The organism is Serratia sp. TMDUHS_CL (assembly GCF_037137105.1).
GTDB classification, from domain to species: domain Bacteria; phylum Pseudomonadota; class Gammaproteobacteria; order Enterobacterales; family Enterobacteriaceae; genus Serratia; species Serratia nevei.
Genome location: NZ_JBBBDV010000011.1, coordinates 37,849 through 55,117 on the forward strand (window position 1 = coordinate 37,849; position 17,269 = coordinate 55,117).

17 protein-coding genes are annotated in these 17,269 nt (G+C 60.9%); 6 read left to right on the top strand and 11 right to left on the bottom strand.

Annotated features, from left to right (window positions below; translation table 11 throughout):
• Position 1: 1 nt before the first annotated feature.
• From livG to WCL58_RS19010, 4 genes are all read right to left on the bottom strand, one after another.
• Entirely contained in the window at positions 2-772 is a 771-nt protein-coding gene (gene livG, locus WCL58_RS18995; RefSeq protein ID WP_025304904.1) for a high-affinity branched-chain amino acid ABC transporter ATP-binding protein LivG, read from the bottom strand.
• A complete protein-coding gene (locus WCL58_RS19000) occupies positions 769-2,052 on the bottom strand; it encodes a high-affinity branched-chain amino acid ABC transporter permease LivM (protein WP_060441197.1) in 1,284 nt (427 codons plus the stop codon). The genes livG and WCL58_RS19000 overlap by 4 nt, the downstream gene beginning before the upstream one ends.
• Positions 2,049-2,975: a high-affinity branched-chain amino acid ABC transporter permease LivH gene (gene livH / locus WCL58_RS19005; protein WP_038874154.1), complete on the bottom strand. Its 927-nt coding sequence runs from the start codon at positions 2,973-2,975 to the stop codon at positions 2,049-2,051. The genes WCL58_RS19000 and livH overlap by 4 nt, the downstream gene beginning before the upstream one ends.
• Positions 2,976-3,092: 117 nt before the next feature.
• The gene (locus WCL58_RS19010) at positions 3,093-4,208 is read right to left on the bottom strand and encodes a branched-chain amino acid ABC transporter substrate-binding protein (RefSeq protein ID WP_025304902.1); all 1,116 of its coding nucleotides are present in this window, start codon (positions 4,206-4,208) and stop codon (positions 3,093-3,095) included.
• A gap of 405 nt (positions 4,209-4,613) precedes the next feature.
• Here WCL58_RS19010 and panM point away from each other — a divergent pair, with 405 nt between their 5' ends.
• Genes panM through WCL58_RS19025 form a run of 3 tightly spaced genes read left to right on the top strand, consistent with a single transcriptional unit; the run spans position 4,614 to position 8,282 of the window.
• Positions 4,614-5,006 (top strand): aspartate 1-decarboxylase autocleavage activator PanM, encoded by a 393-nt coding sequence (gene panM / locus WCL58_RS19015; protein WP_197796253.1) that lies wholly within the window; start codon positions 4,614-4,616, stop codon positions 5,004-5,006.
• Positions 5,003-6,220 (top strand): DUF3142 domain-containing protein, encoded by a 1,218-nt coding sequence (locus tag WCL58_RS19020; protein WP_319857274.1) that lies wholly within the window; start codon positions 5,003-5,005, stop codon positions 6,218-6,220. Before panM ends, WCL58_RS19020 begins: the two co-directional genes overlap by 4 nt.
• Positions 6,221-6,263: 43 nt before the next feature.
• A complete protein-coding gene (locus tag WCL58_RS19025) occupies positions 6,264-8,282 on the top strand; it encodes a hypothetical protein (RefSeq protein ID WP_406948148.1) in 2,019 nt (672 codons plus the stop codon).
• 63 nt (positions 8,283-8,345) lie between these two features.
• Here the strand turns inward: WCL58_RS19025 and rpoH are convergent, their stop codons facing one another.
• The 4 genes from rpoH to ftsY form a co-directional block, all read right to left on the bottom strand.
• The gene (rpoH, locus tag WCL58_RS19030; protein ID WP_038874147.1) at positions 8,346-9,203 is read right to left on the bottom strand and encodes an RNA polymerase sigma factor RpoH; all 858 of its coding nucleotides are present in this window, start codon (positions 9,201-9,203) and stop codon (positions 8,346-8,348) included.
• A gap of 317 nt (positions 9,204-9,520) precedes the next feature.
• Positions 9,521-10,474: a permease-like cell division protein FtsX gene (gene ftsX, locus WCL58_RS19035; protein ID WP_197807219.1), complete on the bottom strand. Its 954-nt coding sequence runs from the start codon at positions 10,472-10,474 to the stop codon at positions 9,521-9,523.
• Positions 10,464-11,135, bottom strand: coding sequence for a cell division ATP-binding protein FtsE (gene ftsE / locus WCL58_RS19040; RefSeq protein ID WP_004934337.1), 672 nt, complete (start codon positions 11,133-11,135; stop codon positions 10,464-10,466). Before ftsE ends, ftsX begins: the two co-directional genes overlap by 11 nt.
• A gap of 5 nt (positions 11,136-11,140) precedes the next feature.
• Positions 11,141-12,577, bottom strand: a complete 1,437-nt coding sequence (gene ftsY, locus WCL58_RS19045) for a signal recognition particle-docking protein FtsY (RefSeq protein ID WP_336851483.1) — start codon at positions 12,575-12,577, stop codon at positions 11,141-11,143.
• 242 nt (positions 12,578-12,819) lie between these two features.
• On the opposite strand from ftsY, the gene rsmD reads away from it, so the two are divergent.
• Positions 12,820-13,440, top strand: a complete 621-nt coding sequence (gene rsmD / locus WCL58_RS19050; RefSeq protein ID WP_033636678.1) for a 16S rRNA (guanine(966)-N(2))-methyltransferase — start codon at positions 12,820-12,822, stop codon at positions 13,438-13,440.
• Positions 13,430-13,702 carry a DUF1145 family protein gene (locus WCL58_RS19055; RefSeq protein ID WP_004934327.1) on the top strand — a complete coding sequence of 91 codons (273 nt, stop codon included), beginning with the start codon at positions 13,430-13,432 and terminating at the stop codon, positions 13,700-13,702. Before rsmD ends, WCL58_RS19055 begins: the two co-directional genes overlap by 11 nt.
• A gap of 3 nt (positions 13,703-13,705) precedes the next feature.
• Here WCL58_RS19055 and WCL58_RS19060 read toward each other — a convergent pair whose 3' ends face one another.
• Positions 13,706-14,062 carry a DUF2500 domain-containing protein gene (locus tag WCL58_RS19060; protein WP_049200034.1) on the bottom strand — a complete coding sequence of 119 codons (357 nt, stop codon included), beginning with the start codon at positions 14,060-14,062 and terminating at the stop codon, positions 13,706-13,708.
• A 158-nt stretch (positions 14,063-14,220) separates the two neighbouring features.
• Here WCL58_RS19060 and WCL58_RS19065 point away from each other — a divergent pair, with 158 nt between their 5' ends.
• Positions 14,221-14,847: a lysoplasmalogenase gene (locus WCL58_RS19065; protein ID WP_049200035.1), complete on the top strand. Its 627-nt coding sequence runs from the start codon at positions 14,221-14,223 to the stop codon at positions 14,845-14,847.
• 40 nt (positions 14,848-14,887) lie between these two features.
• Here the strand turns inward: WCL58_RS19065 and WCL58_RS19070 are convergent, their stop codons facing one another.
• The gene (locus WCL58_RS19070) at positions 14,888-15,265 is read right to left on the bottom strand and encodes an AprI/Inh family metalloprotease inhibitor (protein WP_038874139.1); all 378 of its coding nucleotides are present in this window, start codon (positions 15,263-15,265) and stop codon (positions 14,888-14,890) included.
• A gap of 55 nt (positions 15,266-15,320) precedes the next feature.
• Entirely contained in the window at positions 15,321-16,784 is a 1,464-nt protein-coding gene (locus WCL58_RS19075) for a serralysin family metalloprotease (RefSeq protein ID WP_084826269.1), read from the bottom strand.
• Between the last annotated feature and the right edge of the window lie 485 nt (positions 16,785-17,269).

The window sequence follows — 17,269 nt, forward strand, 5'->3', positions numbered from 1 at the left end:
ATTATTCTTCGCCCAAATAAGCCCGGATCACGTCCGGGTTGTTGCGGATCTCCGCCGGTGTGCCCTGCGCCAGCGGCGTGCCCTGATTCACCACGTAAATGCGGTCGGAAATGCCCATCACCAGCTTCATGTCGTGCTCGATCAGCAGCACCGATACCTTATGCCGATCGCGCAGCTCGACGATCAGGTGATCCAGCTCGTCGGTCTCTTTCGGGTTGAGGCCGGCGGCCGGTTCATCCAGCATCAGCAGCTCCGGCCGGGTCACCATGCAGCGGGCGATCTCCAGCCGCCGCTGCTGCCCATAGGCCAGGTTGCCCGCCGAGCGGTTGGCCATTTCCAGCAGGCCGACGCGCTCCAGCCACTCCGCCGCGCGCGCCAGCGCTTCGGCTTCGGCGCGGCGGAAGGCCGGGGTTTTCAGCAACCCGGCAAACACGCCGCTTTTCAGGTGCTGATGCTGCGCCACCAGCAGGTTTTCGATCACCGTCATTTCACGGAACAGCCGCACGTGCTGGAAAGTGCGCACCACCCCCATGCGGGCGATGGCCTGCCCCGCCAACCCTTCCAGGTGGCGATCGCGCAATTTGATGGTGCCGCCGGTCGGGCGGTAAAAACCGGTCAGGCAGTTGAACACCGTGGTCTTACCGGCGCCGTTGGGGCCGATCAGCGACACGATTTCACCTTCGTTCAGCGTCAACGCCACGTTGTTGACCGCCAGCAGCCCGCCGAAACGCATCGACAGGCCCTCCACCTGCAGCAAAGGTTGAACGCTCATGCCTGCTCCCCCTTGCCCGCGTGAATGTCCGCCGCCTGCAGCTTCAGCTGCGGCCGTTTCATCGGCAACAGCCCCTGCGGCCGCCAAATCATCATCAGCACCATCAGCGCACCCAGCAGCAACATGCTGTATTCATTCAGATCGCGCATCAGCTCGCGCGACACCACCAGCAGGATCGCCGCCAGAATGACCGCGAACTGCGAGCCCATGCCCCCCAGTACGACGATCGCCAGTACGAAGGCCGATTCGACGAAGGTGAAGGATTCCGGGCTGACGAACCCCTGGCGCGCGGCGAACAGCGTGCCGGCAAACCCGGCGAAAGCGGCGCTGATGGTAAAAGCGGTCAGCTTGATGCGCGTCGGGCTGAGGCCCAGCGAGCGGCAGGCGATCTCGTCTTCGCGCAGCGCTTCCCAGGCGCGCCCCAGCGGCATACGCAGCAGGCGGTTGATGACGAACAGCGTCAGCACCACCAGCAGCAGCGCCACCAGGTACAGGAACACGATGCGATCGCTCGGATCGTATTTCAGGCCGAAGAAGTTATGGAAGGTATCCCAGCCGCCGTCGCGCACGCTGCGGTTGAACTCCAGGCCGAAGAAGGTCGGTTTCGGGATCTGGCTGATGCCGTTCGGTCCGCCGGTGATCTCGGTATTGTTCAGCAGCAGGATGCGCACGATCTCACCGAAGCCGAGCGTCACGATTGCCAGATAGTCGCCGCGCAGCCGCAGCACCGGGAAACCGAGCAGGAAGCCGAAGGCGGCGGTGACGATGCCCGCCAGCGGCAGGCTCTCCCAGAAGCCGAGGCCGTAATAGTGATTCAGCAGCGCGTAGGTGTAAGCGCCGATGGCGTAGAAACCGCCGTAGCCGAGCACCAGCAGACCGGACAAGCCCACCACCACGTTGAGGCCGAGGCCCAGCATCACGTAGATCAGCGTCAGGGTGGCGATATCCACCGTGCCGCGCGAGACCAGGAACGGCCAGGCGACCGCCGCGACGATGAGCAGAGCCGCCAGCAGCTTTTGCCGCGGCGTGGTGCCGTCGAAGCTCGGCAGCACGAACGCCGGGCCGGAGACTTTTTTCAATCCCTGCTGCAGCAGCGGGCGCAACAGCTGGAAGAAAAAGACGATGACGCAGCCGATGCCGATCCACATCCAGCGCACTTCCGCCGCGCCGTGCACCACCAGCTTGGTGCCGTCCAGGCTAAGCTGCATGCCCATCAGGAATGACGCCATCACGAACAGCACCGCCGTGGCGATCAGCGCATTGAGCAGATTGAGTTTCATACTTTCTCAACCTCCGGACGCCCGAGGATGCCGGTCGGCATGATCAGCAGCACCACGATCAGCAACGCGAACGACACCACGTCTTTATATTCAGTGCTGAGGTAGGCGGAGGTCAGCGCTTCCGCCACGCCCAGCACCAGGCCGCCGATCATCGCGCCGGGAATGCTGCCGATACCGCCCAGAACCGCGGCGGTGAAGGCTTTCATACCGGCCATAAAGCCGATGTAAGGGTTGATGACGCCGTAGAACTGGCCGAGCAATACCCCGGCCACCGCAGCCATCACCGCCCCGATGACGAAGGTCAGCGAGATCACCCGGTCGGTGTTGATGCCCAGCAGGCTGGCCATCTTCAGGTCTTCCGCACAGGCGCGACAGGCGCGGCCCATGCGCGAATAACGGATAAACAGCGTCAGCGCCAGCATCGCCAGGAAGGTCACGAGCCAGATGATCAGCTGCATGGTGCTGATGGTGGCGGCGAAGCCGTTGCTTTCCCCCAGCACCCACTGGCCGGTCACCAGGCTGGGCAGCGCCAGATCGCGTGAGCCCTGCGTCAGGCTGACGTAGTTTTGCAGGAATATCGACATGCCGATGGCCGAGATCAGCGCAATCAGGCGCTTGGAGTTGCGCACCGGCTTGTAGGCCACCCGCTCGATGCTCCAGCCGTAGGCGCTGGCGATGACGATCGAGACCAGGAACGCGGCGCCGATCAGCAACCAGCCGACGTCGATACCGAGCATCATCAGGGCGGCGATGACGATAAAGGAGACATAGCTACCGATCATGTACACCTCGCCGTGGGCGAAGTTGATCATGCCGATGATGCCGTAAACCATGGTGTAACCGATGGCGATCAATGCATAGGTGCTGCCCAACGTTAAGCCGTTGAACATCTGCTGCAGAAAATAGAGGAGCTGCTCTGACATACTCTGAACCCTTGGCTGCGAAACCCGCCGGCGGAGAACCGGCGGGTAAAGGGAGACGGGGCCGGCAAGCCGACCCGCCGGGCGCAGCGGGCTGCGCCCCACCCTAATCATTATGGCTTATTTGATCGGTGTGGACGTGCCGTTGGCATGCCATTCGAACACGCCGAACTCGAAGCCTTTCAGATCGCCCTTGTCATCCCAGGTCAGCGGCCCCATCACGGTCTCCACCGGCTTGCCGGTTTTCAGATCCTTGACGATATCCGCCGGCTCCTGGCTGCCGCTGCGCTCCATGCCGGTGGTCAGCGACTGCAGCGCGGCATAGGTGGTCCAGACGAACGGGCCGGTCGGATCCAGCTTCTTGGCTTTCAATGCATCGACGATCGGCTGGTTGGCAGGCACCTGGTCGTAGCGTTTCGGCAGCGTCACCAGCATGCCTTCCGAAGCGGCCCCGGCGATGTTGGACAGCGAGGAGTTGCCCACGCCCTCCGGCCCCATGAAGCGGGTGGTCAACCCGGCCTGCTTGGCCTGACGCAGGATCTGGCCCATTTCCGGGTAGTAACCGCCGAAGTACACGAAGTCGATATTTTCTTTCTTCAGGCGCGCCACCAGGGTGGAGAAGTCTTTGTCGCCGGCGGTGATGCCTTCGAACATCGCCACTTCGGTGCCCTGTTTTTTCAGGCTGTCGCGCACCGAGCGGGCCAGGCCTTCACCGTATTGCTGCTTGTCGTGCACCACGGCGATGCGCTTCGGCTTGATGTCGCTGAGGATGTATTTGGCGGCGGTCGGGCCCTGATCCGAGTCCAGGCCGGTGGTGCGCAGGATCATCTTGTAGCCGCGGGTGGTCAGATCGGCGTTGGTGGCCGCCGGGGTAATCATGATCACGCCTTCGTCTTCATAGATATCGGACGCCGGCTGGGTAGACGAGGAGCACAGGTGGCCGATCACGTAGCGAATGCCGTCGTTGATCACCTTGTTGGCGACCGCAACCGCCTGTTTCGGGTCGCAGGCGTCGTCGTATTCCACGCCAACCAGCTTGTCGCCCTTGATACCGCCCTTGGCGTTGATGTCGGCAATCGCCTGGCGCGCGCCGGTAAACTCCATGTCGCCATACTGCGCGACCGGGCCGGACATCGCCCCGACGATCGCCACCTTGATGTCTTTCGCCATGGCCGCCTGGCTCATGGCCATCGCAATACAACCCGCCAGCAGTGCCTTACCTGTTGTTAATTTCATCCGCAAATCCCCATCTGTCGTTGTGAACGTACCTGTTGTGTTTGCCTGCGCCCGATCGTTATTGACCGCTTTTGTTATAAGTAATAATGATTTAGGCGTTTTATCGGCATTATTTTCTAATAAGACTTTATTTTTCATACCATTAAACAGGAATTTTCTTCTGCAAATCAACTTCATCCGGCAGAAACAAGCGGTGTAAACAGGATAAAATTCGAATTAAATCTGCGCTCTTTACCTTGAGGCGTAGCGCGTTGTGCTGGTTAACAATCCGTTTACTAACTATTTACTCGGAAAATGCCCCGTGCAAAAAACATATTGCACAGTAATCGTACAGAAAAACTTACACAACGCTCTGCACAAGATCTATTACACTGTCGGCATCATTTAGCTGCGCGGAAATTCTGCATGAAACTGACCATCGAGCGCCTGACCGCGCTGTCCCCGCAAGACCTTATCGACCTCGGTAAAATTTGGCCGCACCAGCAGCCGGAACAGTGGCAGAGCTGGCTGAGCAACGGCAAGGCGCTGTTCGCCGCCCGCTTCAACGAGCGGCTGCTGGGGGCGGTGAAAATCGCGCTGCAGGACGACCGCGCCGAACTGCAGGACCTGCTGGTGCGCGAAGTGACGCGCCGCCGTGGCGTCGGTCTTTACCTGGTGCAGGATGCGCAGCGTCAGCTGCCGCAGGTCGCCCACTGGCAACTGTCGACCGCCGGCCTGGCGCCGCGCGAACGCGGGGAAGTCGATAACTTCATGCGCGCCTGCGGCTTCGCACCGCAGGGCGATCTCTGGCAAAAATGAAACGCCGGCTGGCGGCGCTGGTCTTGATTGCGCTGGGGCTGGCGGCCGCGCTCCTCGGGCGCCAGCAGGCGCTGCGCCTGGCCTCAGGCTGGGATCAGCAGGTTTATGTCTGGCAGCGGGTCTGGACGCCGCAGCACGCCGATGCGCTGGCGCACAGCCGCGATCTGTTCGGTGGGCTGCGCGTGCTGGCGCTGCAGGTACATCCGCGCGAGGGCTGGCGGGAGATCCCGGCCGATCTCAGCCTGTTGAAGCAGGACGGCCGCCCGCTCTGGCTGGTAGCACGCCTCGACGGCCAGCTGCCGCAGCTGGACCAAGAAGCCATTATCCAGCGTCTGCTGGCGCTCACCCAACGCTGGCAGGCGGCCGGGCTGCCCGTCACCGGCGTCGAGATCGATCATGACGCCGCCACCGCCCGCCTGCCTGACTACCAACGCTTTCTACAGCGGCTGCACCAACGGCTGCCCGCCGCTTTGCAACTCGGCATCACCGCTCTGCCGGCCTGGATCGGCTCACCCGCTCTGCCCGGCGTACTGCAGCAGGCCGACAGTTCCGTCCTGCAGGTGCATGCCGTGCTCTCGCCGCAGCAGGGGCTGTTTGACGGCCCCTTGGCGCTGCGCTGGGTGCGGCAGTACGCCGCCGTCACACCGAAGCCGTTTCGCGTCGCGCTGCCGGCCTACGGCATGGCGCTGCTGGGGTTTGATGCGCAGGGCGCGCAGGTGGAGAGCGAATCCTCGCTGCGCGTGGCGGGCAACGGCCGCGAGCTGACGGTCGCGCCGCAGCAGATCGCCGATTTTCTGCAGACGCTGGCGCAGCAAACGCCGCCCCGGCTGCGCGGCATTATCTGGTTTCGCTTGCCGCTGGCGGACGATCGGCGCGCCTGGTCGCTCGCCACGCTGCGAGCGGTGATCGAACGGCGGCCACTGAACGTCGACTGGCAGGTAAAATTTAGGCCTCAGCCACAGCAAAACGGGCTGTATGATCTGATAATTCATAACAACGGGCCGGTGGACGCCCCGCTGCCGCAAGAGGTGGTCATCCGCGCCGACGACTGCCTGGCAGCGGACGCGGTCGGCAACTACCGGCTGGAATCCGCACCGCAACGGCAACGCTTTATCCGCATCAGCGGCGACCAGCTGCGCGCCGGGCAATCCCGGCCGCTGGGCTGGCTGCGCTGCCAACAACTGACGCCAGGAGGCACCCTTGTCACACCTTGATTCGCGCGCGGCACGGAACACCCGCCGCCTTCTTCCGCTGGCCATGCTGATCGGCGCCGCGCTGGCGCTGCCGCTGAACGGCTATGCCTGCGGTCCGGATTTTCCTAACCGGCTGCTGATCGACCGCAACGGCACCCTGCTGTATATGCCGGAGGGCAATTTCGCCTTCGAAGCCGGCCGACTGGTGCCGGCGGATAAGCAGCTGCCGCACTGGCAAGCCCCCCCGCCGCCGATGCCGCCGAAACCGATGCCGCAGTCGCCGGAAACGGTGGCAATCGGCAAAATGCGCGCCGCCAAAACGGTGGAAGAGGCTGACGCCGTCAATACTCAGGGGTTGTCCAACGCCGCGCGCCTTTATCAACTGGGCGCCGTCGCTTTCGCCAACCACGATCCGCGCGCCACAGAGTATTTCCAGCAGGTGCTGAAGCTGCCGGCCGCCGAACAGGGCGACTGGGGACTGCGGGCGCAGTATTCGCTTGGGCGGGTGTTGATGAATGACCACGGCACGCCGATGAATGAATCGGGTGAAGCGGCGCCCGCCGCCGAGCATCCGCCTAAAGCCGAACTTGAACAGGCGTTGGCGGCGTTCCAGCAAGTGATCGATCGGGTGAAAAGCGGCGCCGCCGACCCCGATCAGCTGGCGCTGAGCAGCCTCGGGCAGCAGGCGCGCATCCACCTGTGGCTGGGTGACGTCGCTCCCGCCGCCCACCTGTACGCACAGCAGGCGGCGCAGGGCGATCCGAGCGGCGGGCAGTCGCTGCAGTACGTCTCCAGTTTCCTGGTCAATCCCGACCATCTGGAAACGCTGAAACAGGTTATCGGCGATCCCTTAATCCAACAGCTGGTGACCATTGAACTGTTCGCCCGCAGCGGCAACCTGCAGATGGCGGATACCGACGGCAACGGCCGCTCCGCACAGATCATCAGCCAGATCCTGACGCTGCTGGACGGCACGGTGAAAAGCGGCTTCGCCGGCAGCGATCGGCTGGCGGCATTGGCCTACCGTTCCGGGCAGTACCCGATGGCGGCCAGCCTGCTGAAAAACGCCGGCGACAGCGGCCTGGCGTGGTGGCTGCGCGCCAAAATGGCGCTGCGTGACGGTGACGTGAAAGCTGCCACCGCCGCCTATGCCAAGGCGGCAAGCGCATTCCCCGCCGACGAAAGCTGGGGCGAACAGCGCAACGCCGACTTCGTCGCGGAAACCATCGTGCCCGAGTGCCGGGTGGCCGGCGAACAGGCTATCCTGGCGCTCAACCGCGGCGACTATCTGCAGGCGATGGACCTGCTGTATCGCGGCAAGGCGATCTACTGGGCCGACGTGGCCGACGTGGCGGAGCGGGTGTTGACCGTCGATGAGTTGAAAGGCTTTGTCGATAAGCACGCCCCGGCGCCGACGACGCCGCTCAAGCCGGTTAACCCGGACGACTACGGCGGCCAGCAGATCACGCCGGAAGTGCAGCTGCGCGAACTGCTGGCGCGGCGCTTGATGCGCGCCGGGCGGGCCGCAGAGGCGCAGGCCTACTTCGATATCCCCAACTACCGCCAGGCGGCGCAGCAGTATGCCGACGAGCTGAAGGCCGCCAAGGACAAGTCCGCCGCGCCGCTGACGCGCGCACAGGCTTACTATCGCGCCGCCAACCTGCTACGCGCCCAGGGGCTGGAGTTTACCGGCTATGAGATGACGCCGGACTACGCCATCTATGGCGCCGGCTATTCCTATCTGGGGGATGCGTTCGATACTCGCGAGCTGAAGCACAAAAGCTGGATAGACAGCGCAGAAGCGGCGCGCGCCAAGGCGGCGCTGCCGGCGCAGGACAACCGTTTCCTGCACTATCGCTGGCAGGCCGTGGGGTTGGCGCAGCAGGCGGCCGATCTGCTGCCGCCGAAAAGCCAGGCCTACGCCGCCGTGCTGTGTAACGCCGCCAGCTGGGTTATCAAGCGCGACGCCAAGACCGGTCGGGCGCTTTATCAGCGCTACATCAACACCGGCACCCGCTACCCGTGGGCGGCAAAATTCGGCTACGACTGCCCGGCGCCGGACTTCGCCACTGTTGCGCCATAACGCCGAATTTCAGGCATGAAAAAGCCCGGCTTGCCGGGCTTTTTTTTCGAATATCGCATCGACTCAGGCTTCGATCGCCATTTTCAATTTCTTCATGGCGTTCTTTTCCAACTGGCGCACGCGCTCGGCGGAAACGCCGTACTGATCGGCCAGCTCCTGCAGCGTCGACTTATTGTCGTCGTCCAGCCAACGGGCGCGGATGATATGCTGGCTGCGCTCGTCCAGACCTTCCAGCGCATAGGCCAGTTTGTCTGCGGCGTTGCTTTCCCAGTTATCTTCCTCGATGCCTTCGGCGAAGTCGGAGCTCTTGTCCTGCAGGTACAGCACCGGCGCCATCGCCTGGCCATCGCGGGCCTCGTCGTCCGGAGTCGGATCGAAGGTCATGTCCTGCGCCGCCATGCGAGATTCCATCTCGCGCACGTCTTTGCTGGTGACGCCCAGCTCGCGGGCCACCAGCTCCACTTCGTCCTGGTTGAACCAGCCCAAACGCTGTTTGGTTTTGCGCAGGTTAAAGAACAGCTTGCGCTGCGCTTTGGTGGTCGCCACTTTCACGATGCGCCAGTTGCGCAATACGTACTCGTGGATTTCCGCCTTAATCCAATGCACCGCAAAGGAAACCAGACGCACGCCGACTTCAGGGTTGAAGCGGCGAACGGCTTTCATCAGGCCGATATTGCCTTCCTGAATCAGGTCCGCCTGCGGCAGACCGTAGCCTGAATAGTTGCGGGCAATATGAGCGACAAAGCGCAGGTGAGACAGGATGAGCTGCTTAGCGGCATCCAGATCGCCCTGATAATGCAGCCGTTCAGCCAGCTCCCGCTCTTCCTCTGCCGTCAGCATCGGATAGGCGTTGGCTGCCCGGATATAGGCTTCCAAGCTACCTTGGGGTACTAAGGCTAAAGTTTGCATTTCTTTGGTCATTCAAACCCTCTCTATGAGAATACAAAATCATGCAGGTGATTATTACAGCGGGGAAATGATTGATTCTACGGCAGTTGCTGAAGCAAAAGCGGTTCCACACGCCGGGCACCTTAACATTTGCTGCAATTTTTGACCGTACTCCGCCCTATAAGTTCACCCTTTTTTGCAAGCATTGTTGCTGACAATACGTGACGAAGGTGCAGGCCGATAGGGAATTTGTGCGCTAAGAAGAGAGGTGTGGTGCTGACTTCGCTTGAGGTCACTCTTCTCCCGCAACGCGATCAAAAGCAGCAGGAGAAGAGTATACCAAAAAAATCTTACTGTGGTGTAAATCGGCGTAAATGTTGCACTGTCGCCAGCCAGGCGGCGATCCAGCCGATCATGGCGGAGATGATCAGCAGCAGCAGCGCCTCATCCCAGCCCAGCCCGTGCAGGGTGAAGGTGGTGCCGAATACCTTGGCGACCCCGGCGACTACCGACTCCAGCTGCCACACCAGCGCGCTGGAGAGCACCAGCGACAGCAGCGCGCCGGCAAAGCCCAGCATCGCCCCGCCGTTGAGGAACGGCCGCAGGATAAAACCGTCGGTGGCACCGATCAGCTTCATCACGTTGATGGTGTCGCGACGGCTGAAGATGCTCAGACGCACGCTGTTGCCGATCACCAGGAACACCGCCACGATCATCAGCACGCCGATGATCGCCGCGATCTGGCCCGCCAGCCCGGTGAGCGCCGCCAGGCGGGCAAACCAGCTGTCATCCATACGCACTTCTTCCACGCCCTGCACCGCCGCTACGCGATCGCGCAGGGTGTTGAGGGTGTCCGAACTCTGGAAGCTCATCTTCGGCGTGACGATCGCCACCGCCGGCAGCGGGTTCTCTTCCAGCATGTCCAGCGCGCCGCCAAAGCCCGACCAGTTGCGGAACTCGCCGCGCGCTTCTTCACGCGACAGGTAGTTCACCTTCTCCACGCCGGCTTCCGCCTTGATGGCATCGAGCACTTTCAGCGCCGCGTCGTCATCGAGCGACTTATCCAGGTAGACCGTCAGCTGCGGCGTCGGGTACCACTGGCTGGCCGCGGTGCTGACGTTTTTCCACACGATGTAGCACACGCTAGGCAGCGTCAGGGAGATGGCGATCACCATCACCGTCAGCAGCGTCGCCAACGGCTGACGCAGCATGTCTTTGATGGCGTTCATCCAGGCGTAACGCCACTGTTCGCGCCAGCCGCCGCGCAGCGCCTTGCTCTTGGCGGTTTTTGCGTTATTGGCCATGGTGAGCGCCCCCTTGCATGCGGCCCTGGCTCAGCGTCAGGATGCGGTAATTACGGCGGGCGATAAGCCCGGTGTCGTGCGTCGCCATTAATACGGTGACGCCGACGCGGTTGAATTCTTCAAACAGGCGCAGAATGCCTTCCGACAGCGCGTCGTCCAGGTTGCCGGTCGGCTCATCCGCCAGCAGCACCGCCGGCTTGTTCACCACCGCACGGGCGATGCCCACGCGCTGCTGCTCACCGCCGGACAGCTGAATCGGGAAGTTTTTCGCTTTATCCAGCAAACCGACCTTGTCCAGCGCGGCGGAGACGCGGCGACGGATGTCTTCGGTACTGGCGCCGGCGATGATCAGCGGCATCGCCACGTTGTCATACACCGTGCGATCCAGCAGCAGATGGTGATCCTGGAAGATCATGCCGATCTGCCGACGCAGGAACGGCACCTCGCGGTTTTTCAAACGGCTGATGTCGTGGCCGCCAAACCAAATGTGGCCGGCGCTGGGCCGTTCGATACCGCAAATCAGTTTCAGCAGGGTACTTTTCCCCGCGCCGGAATGGCCGGTCAGAAACGCCATTTCCGCCGGGCGCAGATGGAAATCGACCCCCTGCAGCGCTTGCCGTCCGCCCAGATAAGCTTTACTGACCTGTTCAAAGCGAATCATCCGTATTAATCCTCTCGGGCAAAAAGTGCCTCAATAAAATCGTCAGCCTTAAACGGCCGCAAATCTTCGATGCCTTCCCCGACGCCGATATAGCGAATCGGGATACCGAACTGATCGGCGATGGCGAAGATCACCCCGCCCTTGGCGGTACCGTCCAGTTTAGTCAGCGTGATGCCGGTTAAGCCCACGGCCTCATTAAATAATTTCGCCTGACTGACCGCATTCTGGCCGGTGCTGGCATCGAGCGTCAGCATAACCTCATGGGGGGCCTGGTCGTCCAGTTTTTTCATGACGCGGACGATCTTCTTCAGCTCTTCCATCAGGTGCGATTTATTTTGCAGACGGCCGGCGGTATCGGCGATCAAGACATCGATGCCGCGCGCTTTGGCAGCCTGCACCGCATCGAAGATCACCGAAGCGGAATCCGCGCCGGTATGCTGCGCCACCACCGGGATGCGGTTGCGTTCGCCCCACACCTGCAGCTGCTCTACCGCCGCGGCGCGGAAAGTATCCCCCGCCGCCAGCATCACCGACTTGCCTTCCGCCTGGAACTGACGCGCCAGCTTACCGATGGTGGTGGTTTTACCCACGCCGTTCACGCCGACCATCAGGATGACATACGGGGTTTTCCCGCTGACATCCAGCGGCTGATCGACCTTGGCCAGAATTTCGGACATTTCCTCCTTCAGCTTGCCGTACAGCGCTTCGGCGTCTTTCAGCTGCTTGCGGCTGGCGTGCTGGGTCAGGGAGGTGATGATCTTGCGCGTGGTATCCACGCCGACATCGGCGATCAGCAGTTGTTCTTCCAACTCGTCGAACAGGTCGTCGTCGATCTTTTTACCACGGAACAGCCCCATAAAGCCGGAGCCAAGGTTTTGCTTGGTCTTCAGCAGGCTGCGCTTCAGGCGAGCGAAGAAGCCTTCTTTGGTCGGGCGCTCCTGCTCTTGCGCAGCGGCCGGCACCACAGGTTCAAGCGGCGCTTCTTCTTCCGGCTCGGGTTCTGGTTCGACGACAGGCTCAGGCTCGACGACCGGCTCAGGTTCGACAACTGGCTCTGGCTCAACGACCGGCTCAGGTTCGACAACCGGCTCTGGCTCGACGATCGGCTGCTGCTGCGCCACTACCTGCTCGGTCTCGCTGACAATCTCTTCGGCCAACGCTTGCGCCGTTGGGTGTTCGGCCGCCGCCGGCAGGTTCTCCGCGATTTGTTCACCGGCCTGACCGTTATCCCACTCTCCCGGGGTGTCGACGGAGGCGGCAGGTTCAGATTCCTGGGCGGGGAGCTTGTCATCCAGCTTGGCGGATGCCGGTTCAGCCGGCGTCTCCGCGGCCTGAGGCTCCGCCTGCTCTACCGGCTGCTCAGGTTGCTGTTGCTCTTCTTCCTTTTCCTTCTGGCCAAAGCCCAGCCAGGAGAAAAACCCACGTTTCTTATCTTTTGCCATGTTATGACTCTACTCCGTACCGAAGGCTCGCTTACCCTACATACCTGAAGGATATATGCTGACAATAATCCGCCGAGTCTATCACTTTCCCTCGCGCAGCAACACGCATCCGGCATGCTTTCCGGTGTGAAATCAGACAACAACGTTTTACCGTTCCCCCCGACGCCCGTCACCGGTAGAATAGGGGCAACTTTTCGTTAACCTCTGCGGCCCCGCGCCGCAAAAGAAATCAAACAACGCTTATGACAAGACTCTCGCCACGGGCGGCGGCCAAAAAACCGCCCCAGGCCGCAGCCGGACAGATCCGCATCATCGGCGGCCAATGGCGCGGTCGCAAGCTTCCGGTGCCGAACAGCCCGGGGCTGCGCCCCACCACCGATCGGGTGCGCGAAACCCTGTTCAACTGGCTGGCGCCGGTGATTCAGGGCGCGCGCTGTCTGGACTGTTTCGCCGGCAGCGGCGCATTAGGGCTGGAAGCGCTGTCGCGCTACGCCGGCAGCGCCACGCTGCTGGAATTCGAACGGCCGGTGGCGCAGCAGCTGGAAAAAAATCTGGCGCTGCTGCAGGGCAAAGGGGTGGTTATCAACACCAACGCGCTGAGCTGGCTGGCGGGCGAGGGCCAACCGTTTGACGTGGTGTTTCTCGATCCGCCGTTTCGCAAAGGCCTGCTGGCGGAGACCGCCTTGTTGCTGGAGCAGCGAGGCTGGCTGGCCGACGAGGCCTGGATCTATGTAGAAGCCGAGGCGGAAAGCGCCGCGGCGGACGTGCCTGCCAGCTGGCAGCTGCACCGGGAAAAAGTCGCCGGCCAGGTGGCCTATCGCCTTTATATTCGTTCGCAAGAGAAAACCGACCATGCTGATTAATCTGGGCCGCCTGCTGATGCTGTGCGTGTGGGGCTTCCTGCTCTCTAACCTGTTCCATCCGTTTCCCAAGCCGCTAAAGTATTTCATCGACGTGGCGCTGTTCTTTATGGTGGTGATGCACGGCCTGCAGCTGGTGCTGCTGAAATCCACCCAGCCGAAGGATCAGCCGATCAGCTACTGGCAAGAAGCCAAGATCTTTATCTTTGGCGTGTTCGAGCTGTTGGCCTGGCAGAAGAAACAGCCGCCCATCAAGAAAAAGTGACCGCTACGGCTGAACGGTGAAAGAGACAAAGCGCGTGCCCTGCATGTTCAACGTGCCCTGCGCGCCTTGTTCGATCGGGTTGTATTGCCACTGTTTCAGCCGAAGCGTGATGTCTTCACCGCCCTGTACCGGGCGGAACACCACCTCGTAATACATCGGCTCATTGACCAGCGGTTCGCGCTGCGGCGCACGGGTCTTGGCGACCGGGAAGCTGCGCTTGTCGCTCACCGTCACCTGCAGACTGCGCATCGGTGCGCGGTCGTTTTCCGCCTCCTGCTGGCGCTGTTTGAAATAGCGTTGCGTGGCCAGCACGGCGATCAGCGCAATCACGGCGACAAAAAACAACGGTGGCTTACTCATCGGTTTCCCATTTCCTTCGCGGCCAAATCGGCGTAAACATAGCATTCTCAAGAAAGCATTGTCGATCGTCGGCAGGCTACCTACACTGAAATAAGAAGTGACATGGGTGACAGTTTGGAGCCGGTTGTTGCGGCTCCCTCATACATAAGGAAGACATAATGAGTTGGCCGTTCCTTGCCGTATTCTTTTCCGGTTGGCTGTTCGTCGACGCCTCATACCGTGGGCCGCGCTGGCAACGCTGGGTGTTCAAACCCGTCACGCTGCTGCTGCTGTTGCTGTTGGCCTGGCAGGCGCCGGTGCTCAGCGCGGCAGGTTATCTGATCGTACTCGGCCTGCTGGCGACGCTGATCGGCGACGCGCTGCTCCTGTTGCCGCGCGAGCGGGTGCTGTACGCCATCGGCGCCTTTTTCCTCTCCCACCTGCTGTATACCCTGAGCTTCGCCAGCCAGATGACGTTCAGTCTGTTCTGGCCGCTGCCGCTGGCGCTGCTGGCGATAGGCGCGTTGCTGCTGGCCACCCTTTGGACCCGGCTGGAAGAGATGCGCTGGCCGATCGTCACCTATGTGGCGATGACGCTGCTGATGGTCTGGTTGGCGGGCGAACAATATTTCCTGCGCAGCACCGATTTCGGCTTCTCGCTGCTGACCGGCACCTCGCTATTGCTGCTGGCCAACGTGGTTTGGCTGATCAACCGCTACCGTTTCACCTTCCGCGCAGCGGACGCCATCGTCGCTTTCTGTTACTTCTCCGGCCACTTCCTGATCGTGCGCTCACTCTACCTGTAACGACCTGCCGCGGGTTCGGCACGCCGAACCCGTTCCCACATCAAGCCAACGCTTTCAACGTTAAGGCATCATCGGCGCCCAGCTGATTGCGATACAGATCGCCGTCGCGCGAGAAGAACGCCAGCGTGCTGCCATCCGCCCGCAGCAGGGCGATGCCGTCCGGCGCCGGGCGCCAGCCCACCACCTCGGCCGCAAACACGCTTTGCAGACAACGTTGCCGATCCACCAGCTGATAGCCGTTGGTTTCACTTTGCTCATTCGCCAAAAACTCGATTTGGCATTGCCGTTCGCTGTCGGCCACCTGCCATTGCCCCGCCAGCGACTGCGCGGTCGGCAGCGCCAGGCTGCCGGCCATGACCGCACTCGTCACCATCATGCCGCCCGCCGCCAGAGCGGTGCGCGTTAAAGTACCTTTCATACCGGGCTCCCGCATCACGCCCGGCCGAGACTGCGCCGGGCGTGTCGTTGCTGTGTTACACGATAAAGTCGGTGGCGACGTCTACCTGACCGACGATTTTCACCAGGAAGTCCGGCGCCTGATGACCCCCGATGTTCACCGACAAATCGGTCACGTTGTTGGAAGCGTTGTAGCTGAGCAGCGCTTCACCGGCCGCGCCGCTGAAGTGATCGACGAAGTGGATGAAATCACTGCTCTGCGCCTCTTTGTTGAAGAACGACAGGTCAATTTTGTCGATCCCTTTCTGGAAGTCGCGGATCCAGTCCGAAGCACCCGGTGCAGAATCGCTGGCGGCAGAGAACACGAAGGTATCCTGGCCGGAACCGCCCCACAGCTCATCCGCCCCACCGCCGCCGAACAGCACGTCATTGCCCGCGCCGCCTTTCAGGACGTTGTTGGCCGCGTTGCCGACGATCACGTCATTGCCGGAACCGCCAATGGCGTTCTCGATGGTCACCCCGGCGGCGATCGAGACGTTGCCCTTCAGGCCGCCCACGTCGGAGAACGACTTCTCGTTCAGGTTGATGCGCTGGTTAGCGGTATAACCGGAGAAATCGAAGGTATCGTTGCCGCCCGCATCCCAGACCGCAAAGATCACTTTCTGCGAGTTGCTGGTGGTGCTGAGGAAGTCACGACCGGTGTTGGAGTTAAAGCCGTACACGGTGTCGCCGGTGCGGGTCGACAGGTTGGCGCCATACAGATGTTGAATGGCGGCAATGTCATCCAGCAGAGGAGCAGCGGCGTAATGACCGCCGTTGTCCCCACCGGTGTTGGTTTCGCTCCAGTAGCTCATCAGGCTGAACTGACGGGTATCTTCCGCGTAAGTGACGTCGCGGTAGGTCGGGTTGCCTTCACCGGCGTTGTAATCGCCCGGATGGCTCAGGCCCAGCGCATGGCCAATCTCATGGGTGAACGTCTGGCGGCCGTAGTCTTCGGTCGCCGGATGCTTCACGTTGGACTGGTTGACGTTGTACCAGGTCTGGCCGCCCAGATCCTGGCCCTGCCAAATGGTGTTCGGCAGGAAGGCATAGGCCTGAGTGCCGTAATCATAGTGGCCGGGGCGATCCTGGCTGTAGTTGCCGAAGGTGATGTTGGCCTTTTGACCGGCCGCCACTTCGGTGAAGGTGATATTGGCGACGTCAGCCCAGGACTGCAGCGACAGCTTAGCCTGCTGCTGCTGTTCCGCGCTGAACTTGCTCAGCCCGGTGTCGCCGGCGACGTTGGTGGCAGAGAACTTATAGTCCGGGAAGGAGAAGGTTAATTTAACCGGTTGGCCAAATACCTTGTAACCGTTCCAGGTTTGGTTCTCACGGGTAATAAACAGCCCAGCTTGCTCGTTAGAAAATGAATCCTTGCCATTAATCTGAATCCCGTTGCCACGCTCATGATAATGCAGCAGGTCGGCTACAGCATCGTAGCCGGTTTTGGCGGCTGCGAAGTTGGATTCAGTAATTTCAATTGCCTTTTTAGTAGATTGCATTGGTTCGATTCCACTCATTATCTGATCGTTATCAATCAGACAGATAGACATAACCTCCCCGTAAGCTACGGTTAATGAACCTTAAGCTTGCTGGAAGGGGCTTATGCGCCGTTGCCGGCAGTGTGTTAGGTAGAATTAATGCATATATATCAGCAAATAAGATTGCCATTAAAAATGGTAATCGATTCCAATTATAGGCATGGCCGCGAAACTGAACATAAAATAATCAACCTTTTATTGTCTCAACGAAAGTTTGTTATGCTGCTTTTTAGGCTTCTTTACAAAACAAATGAAACTTAACGAGGATAAGTTGGCACCAAACTTCAATAACAATGCGGCCTGCAGGCACAAGCGAATCATGCTGGCTTGGTACGGGCAAAAAGGTAAATTTTGCTAAAGCGTTATAGGTTAATAACTCTTTATTATTAGGTCAGGCGACTTTTTAGTTTCTATAGGAATATTATTTTCTTATTTAAACTAACGGC

What these genes read in the sequence shown, in the direction of transcription:
- livG (WP_025304904.1), bottom strand. Translation starts at nt 772, where the DNA reads ATGAGCGTTCAACCTTTGCTGCAGGTGGAGGGCCTGTCGATGCGTTTC.
- WCL58_RS19000 (WP_060441197.1), bottom strand. Translation starts at nt 2,052, where the DNA reads ATGAAACTCAATCTGCTCAATGCGCTGATCGCCACGGCGGTGCTGTTC.
- livH (WP_038874154.1), bottom strand. Translation starts at nt 2,975, where the DNA reads ATGTCAGAGCAGCTCCTCTATTTTCTGCAGCAGATGTTCAACGGCTTA.
- WCL58_RS19010 (WP_025304902.1), bottom strand. Translation starts at nt 4,208, where the DNA reads ATGAAATTAACAACAGGTAAGGCACTGCTGGCGGGTTGTATTGCGATG.
- panM (WP_197796253.1), top strand. Translation starts at nt 4,614, where the DNA reads ATGAAACTGACCATCGAGCGCCTGACCGCGCTGTCCCCGCAAGACCTT.
- WCL58_RS19020 (WP_319857274.1), top strand. Translation starts at nt 5,003, where the DNA reads ATGAAACGCCGGCTGGCGGCGCTGGTCTTGATTGCGCTGGGGCTGGCG.
- WCL58_RS19025 (WP_406948148.1), top strand. Translation starts at nt 6,264, where the DNA reads ATGCTGATCGGCGCCGCGCTGGCGCTGCCGCTGAACGGCTATGCCTGC.
- rpoH (WP_038874147.1), bottom strand. Translation starts at nt 9,203, where the DNA reads ATGACCAAAGAAATGCAAACTTTAGCCTTAGTACCCCAAGGTAGCTTG.
- ftsX (WP_197807219.1), bottom strand. Translation starts at nt 10,474, where the DNA reads ATGGCCAATAACGCAAAAACCGCCAAGAGCAAGGCGCTGCGCGGCGGC.
- ftsE (WP_004934337.1), bottom strand. Translation starts at nt 11,135, where the DNA reads ATGATTCGCTTTGAACAGGTCAGTAAAGCTTATCTGGGCGGACGGCAA.
- ftsY (WP_336851483.1), bottom strand. Translation starts at nt 12,577, where the DNA reads ATGGCAAAAGATAAGAAACGTGGGTTTTTCTCCTGGCTGGGCTTTGGC.
- rsmD (WP_033636678.1), top strand. Translation starts at nt 12,820, where the DNA reads ATGACAAGACTCTCGCCACGGGCGGCGGCCAAAAAACCGCCCCAGGCC.
- WCL58_RS19055 (WP_004934327.1), top strand. Translation starts at nt 13,430, where the DNA reads ATGCTGATTAATCTGGGCCGCCTGCTGATGCTGTGCGTGTGGGGCTTC.
- WCL58_RS19060 (WP_049200034.1), bottom strand. Translation starts at nt 14,062, where the DNA reads ATGAGTAAGCCACCGTTGTTTTTTGTCGCCGTGATTGCGCTGATCGCC.
- WCL58_RS19065 (WP_049200035.1), top strand. Translation starts at nt 14,221, where the DNA reads ATGAGTTGGCCGTTCCTTGCCGTATTCTTTTCCGGTTGGCTGTTCGTC.
- WCL58_RS19070 (WP_038874139.1), bottom strand. Translation starts at nt 15,265, where the DNA reads ATGAAAGGTACTTTAACGCGCACCGCTCTGGCGGCGGGCGGCATGATG.
- WCL58_RS19075 (WP_084826269.1), bottom strand. Translation starts at nt 16,784, where the DNA reads ATGCAATCTACTAAAAAGGCAATTGAAATTACTGAATCCAACTTCGCA.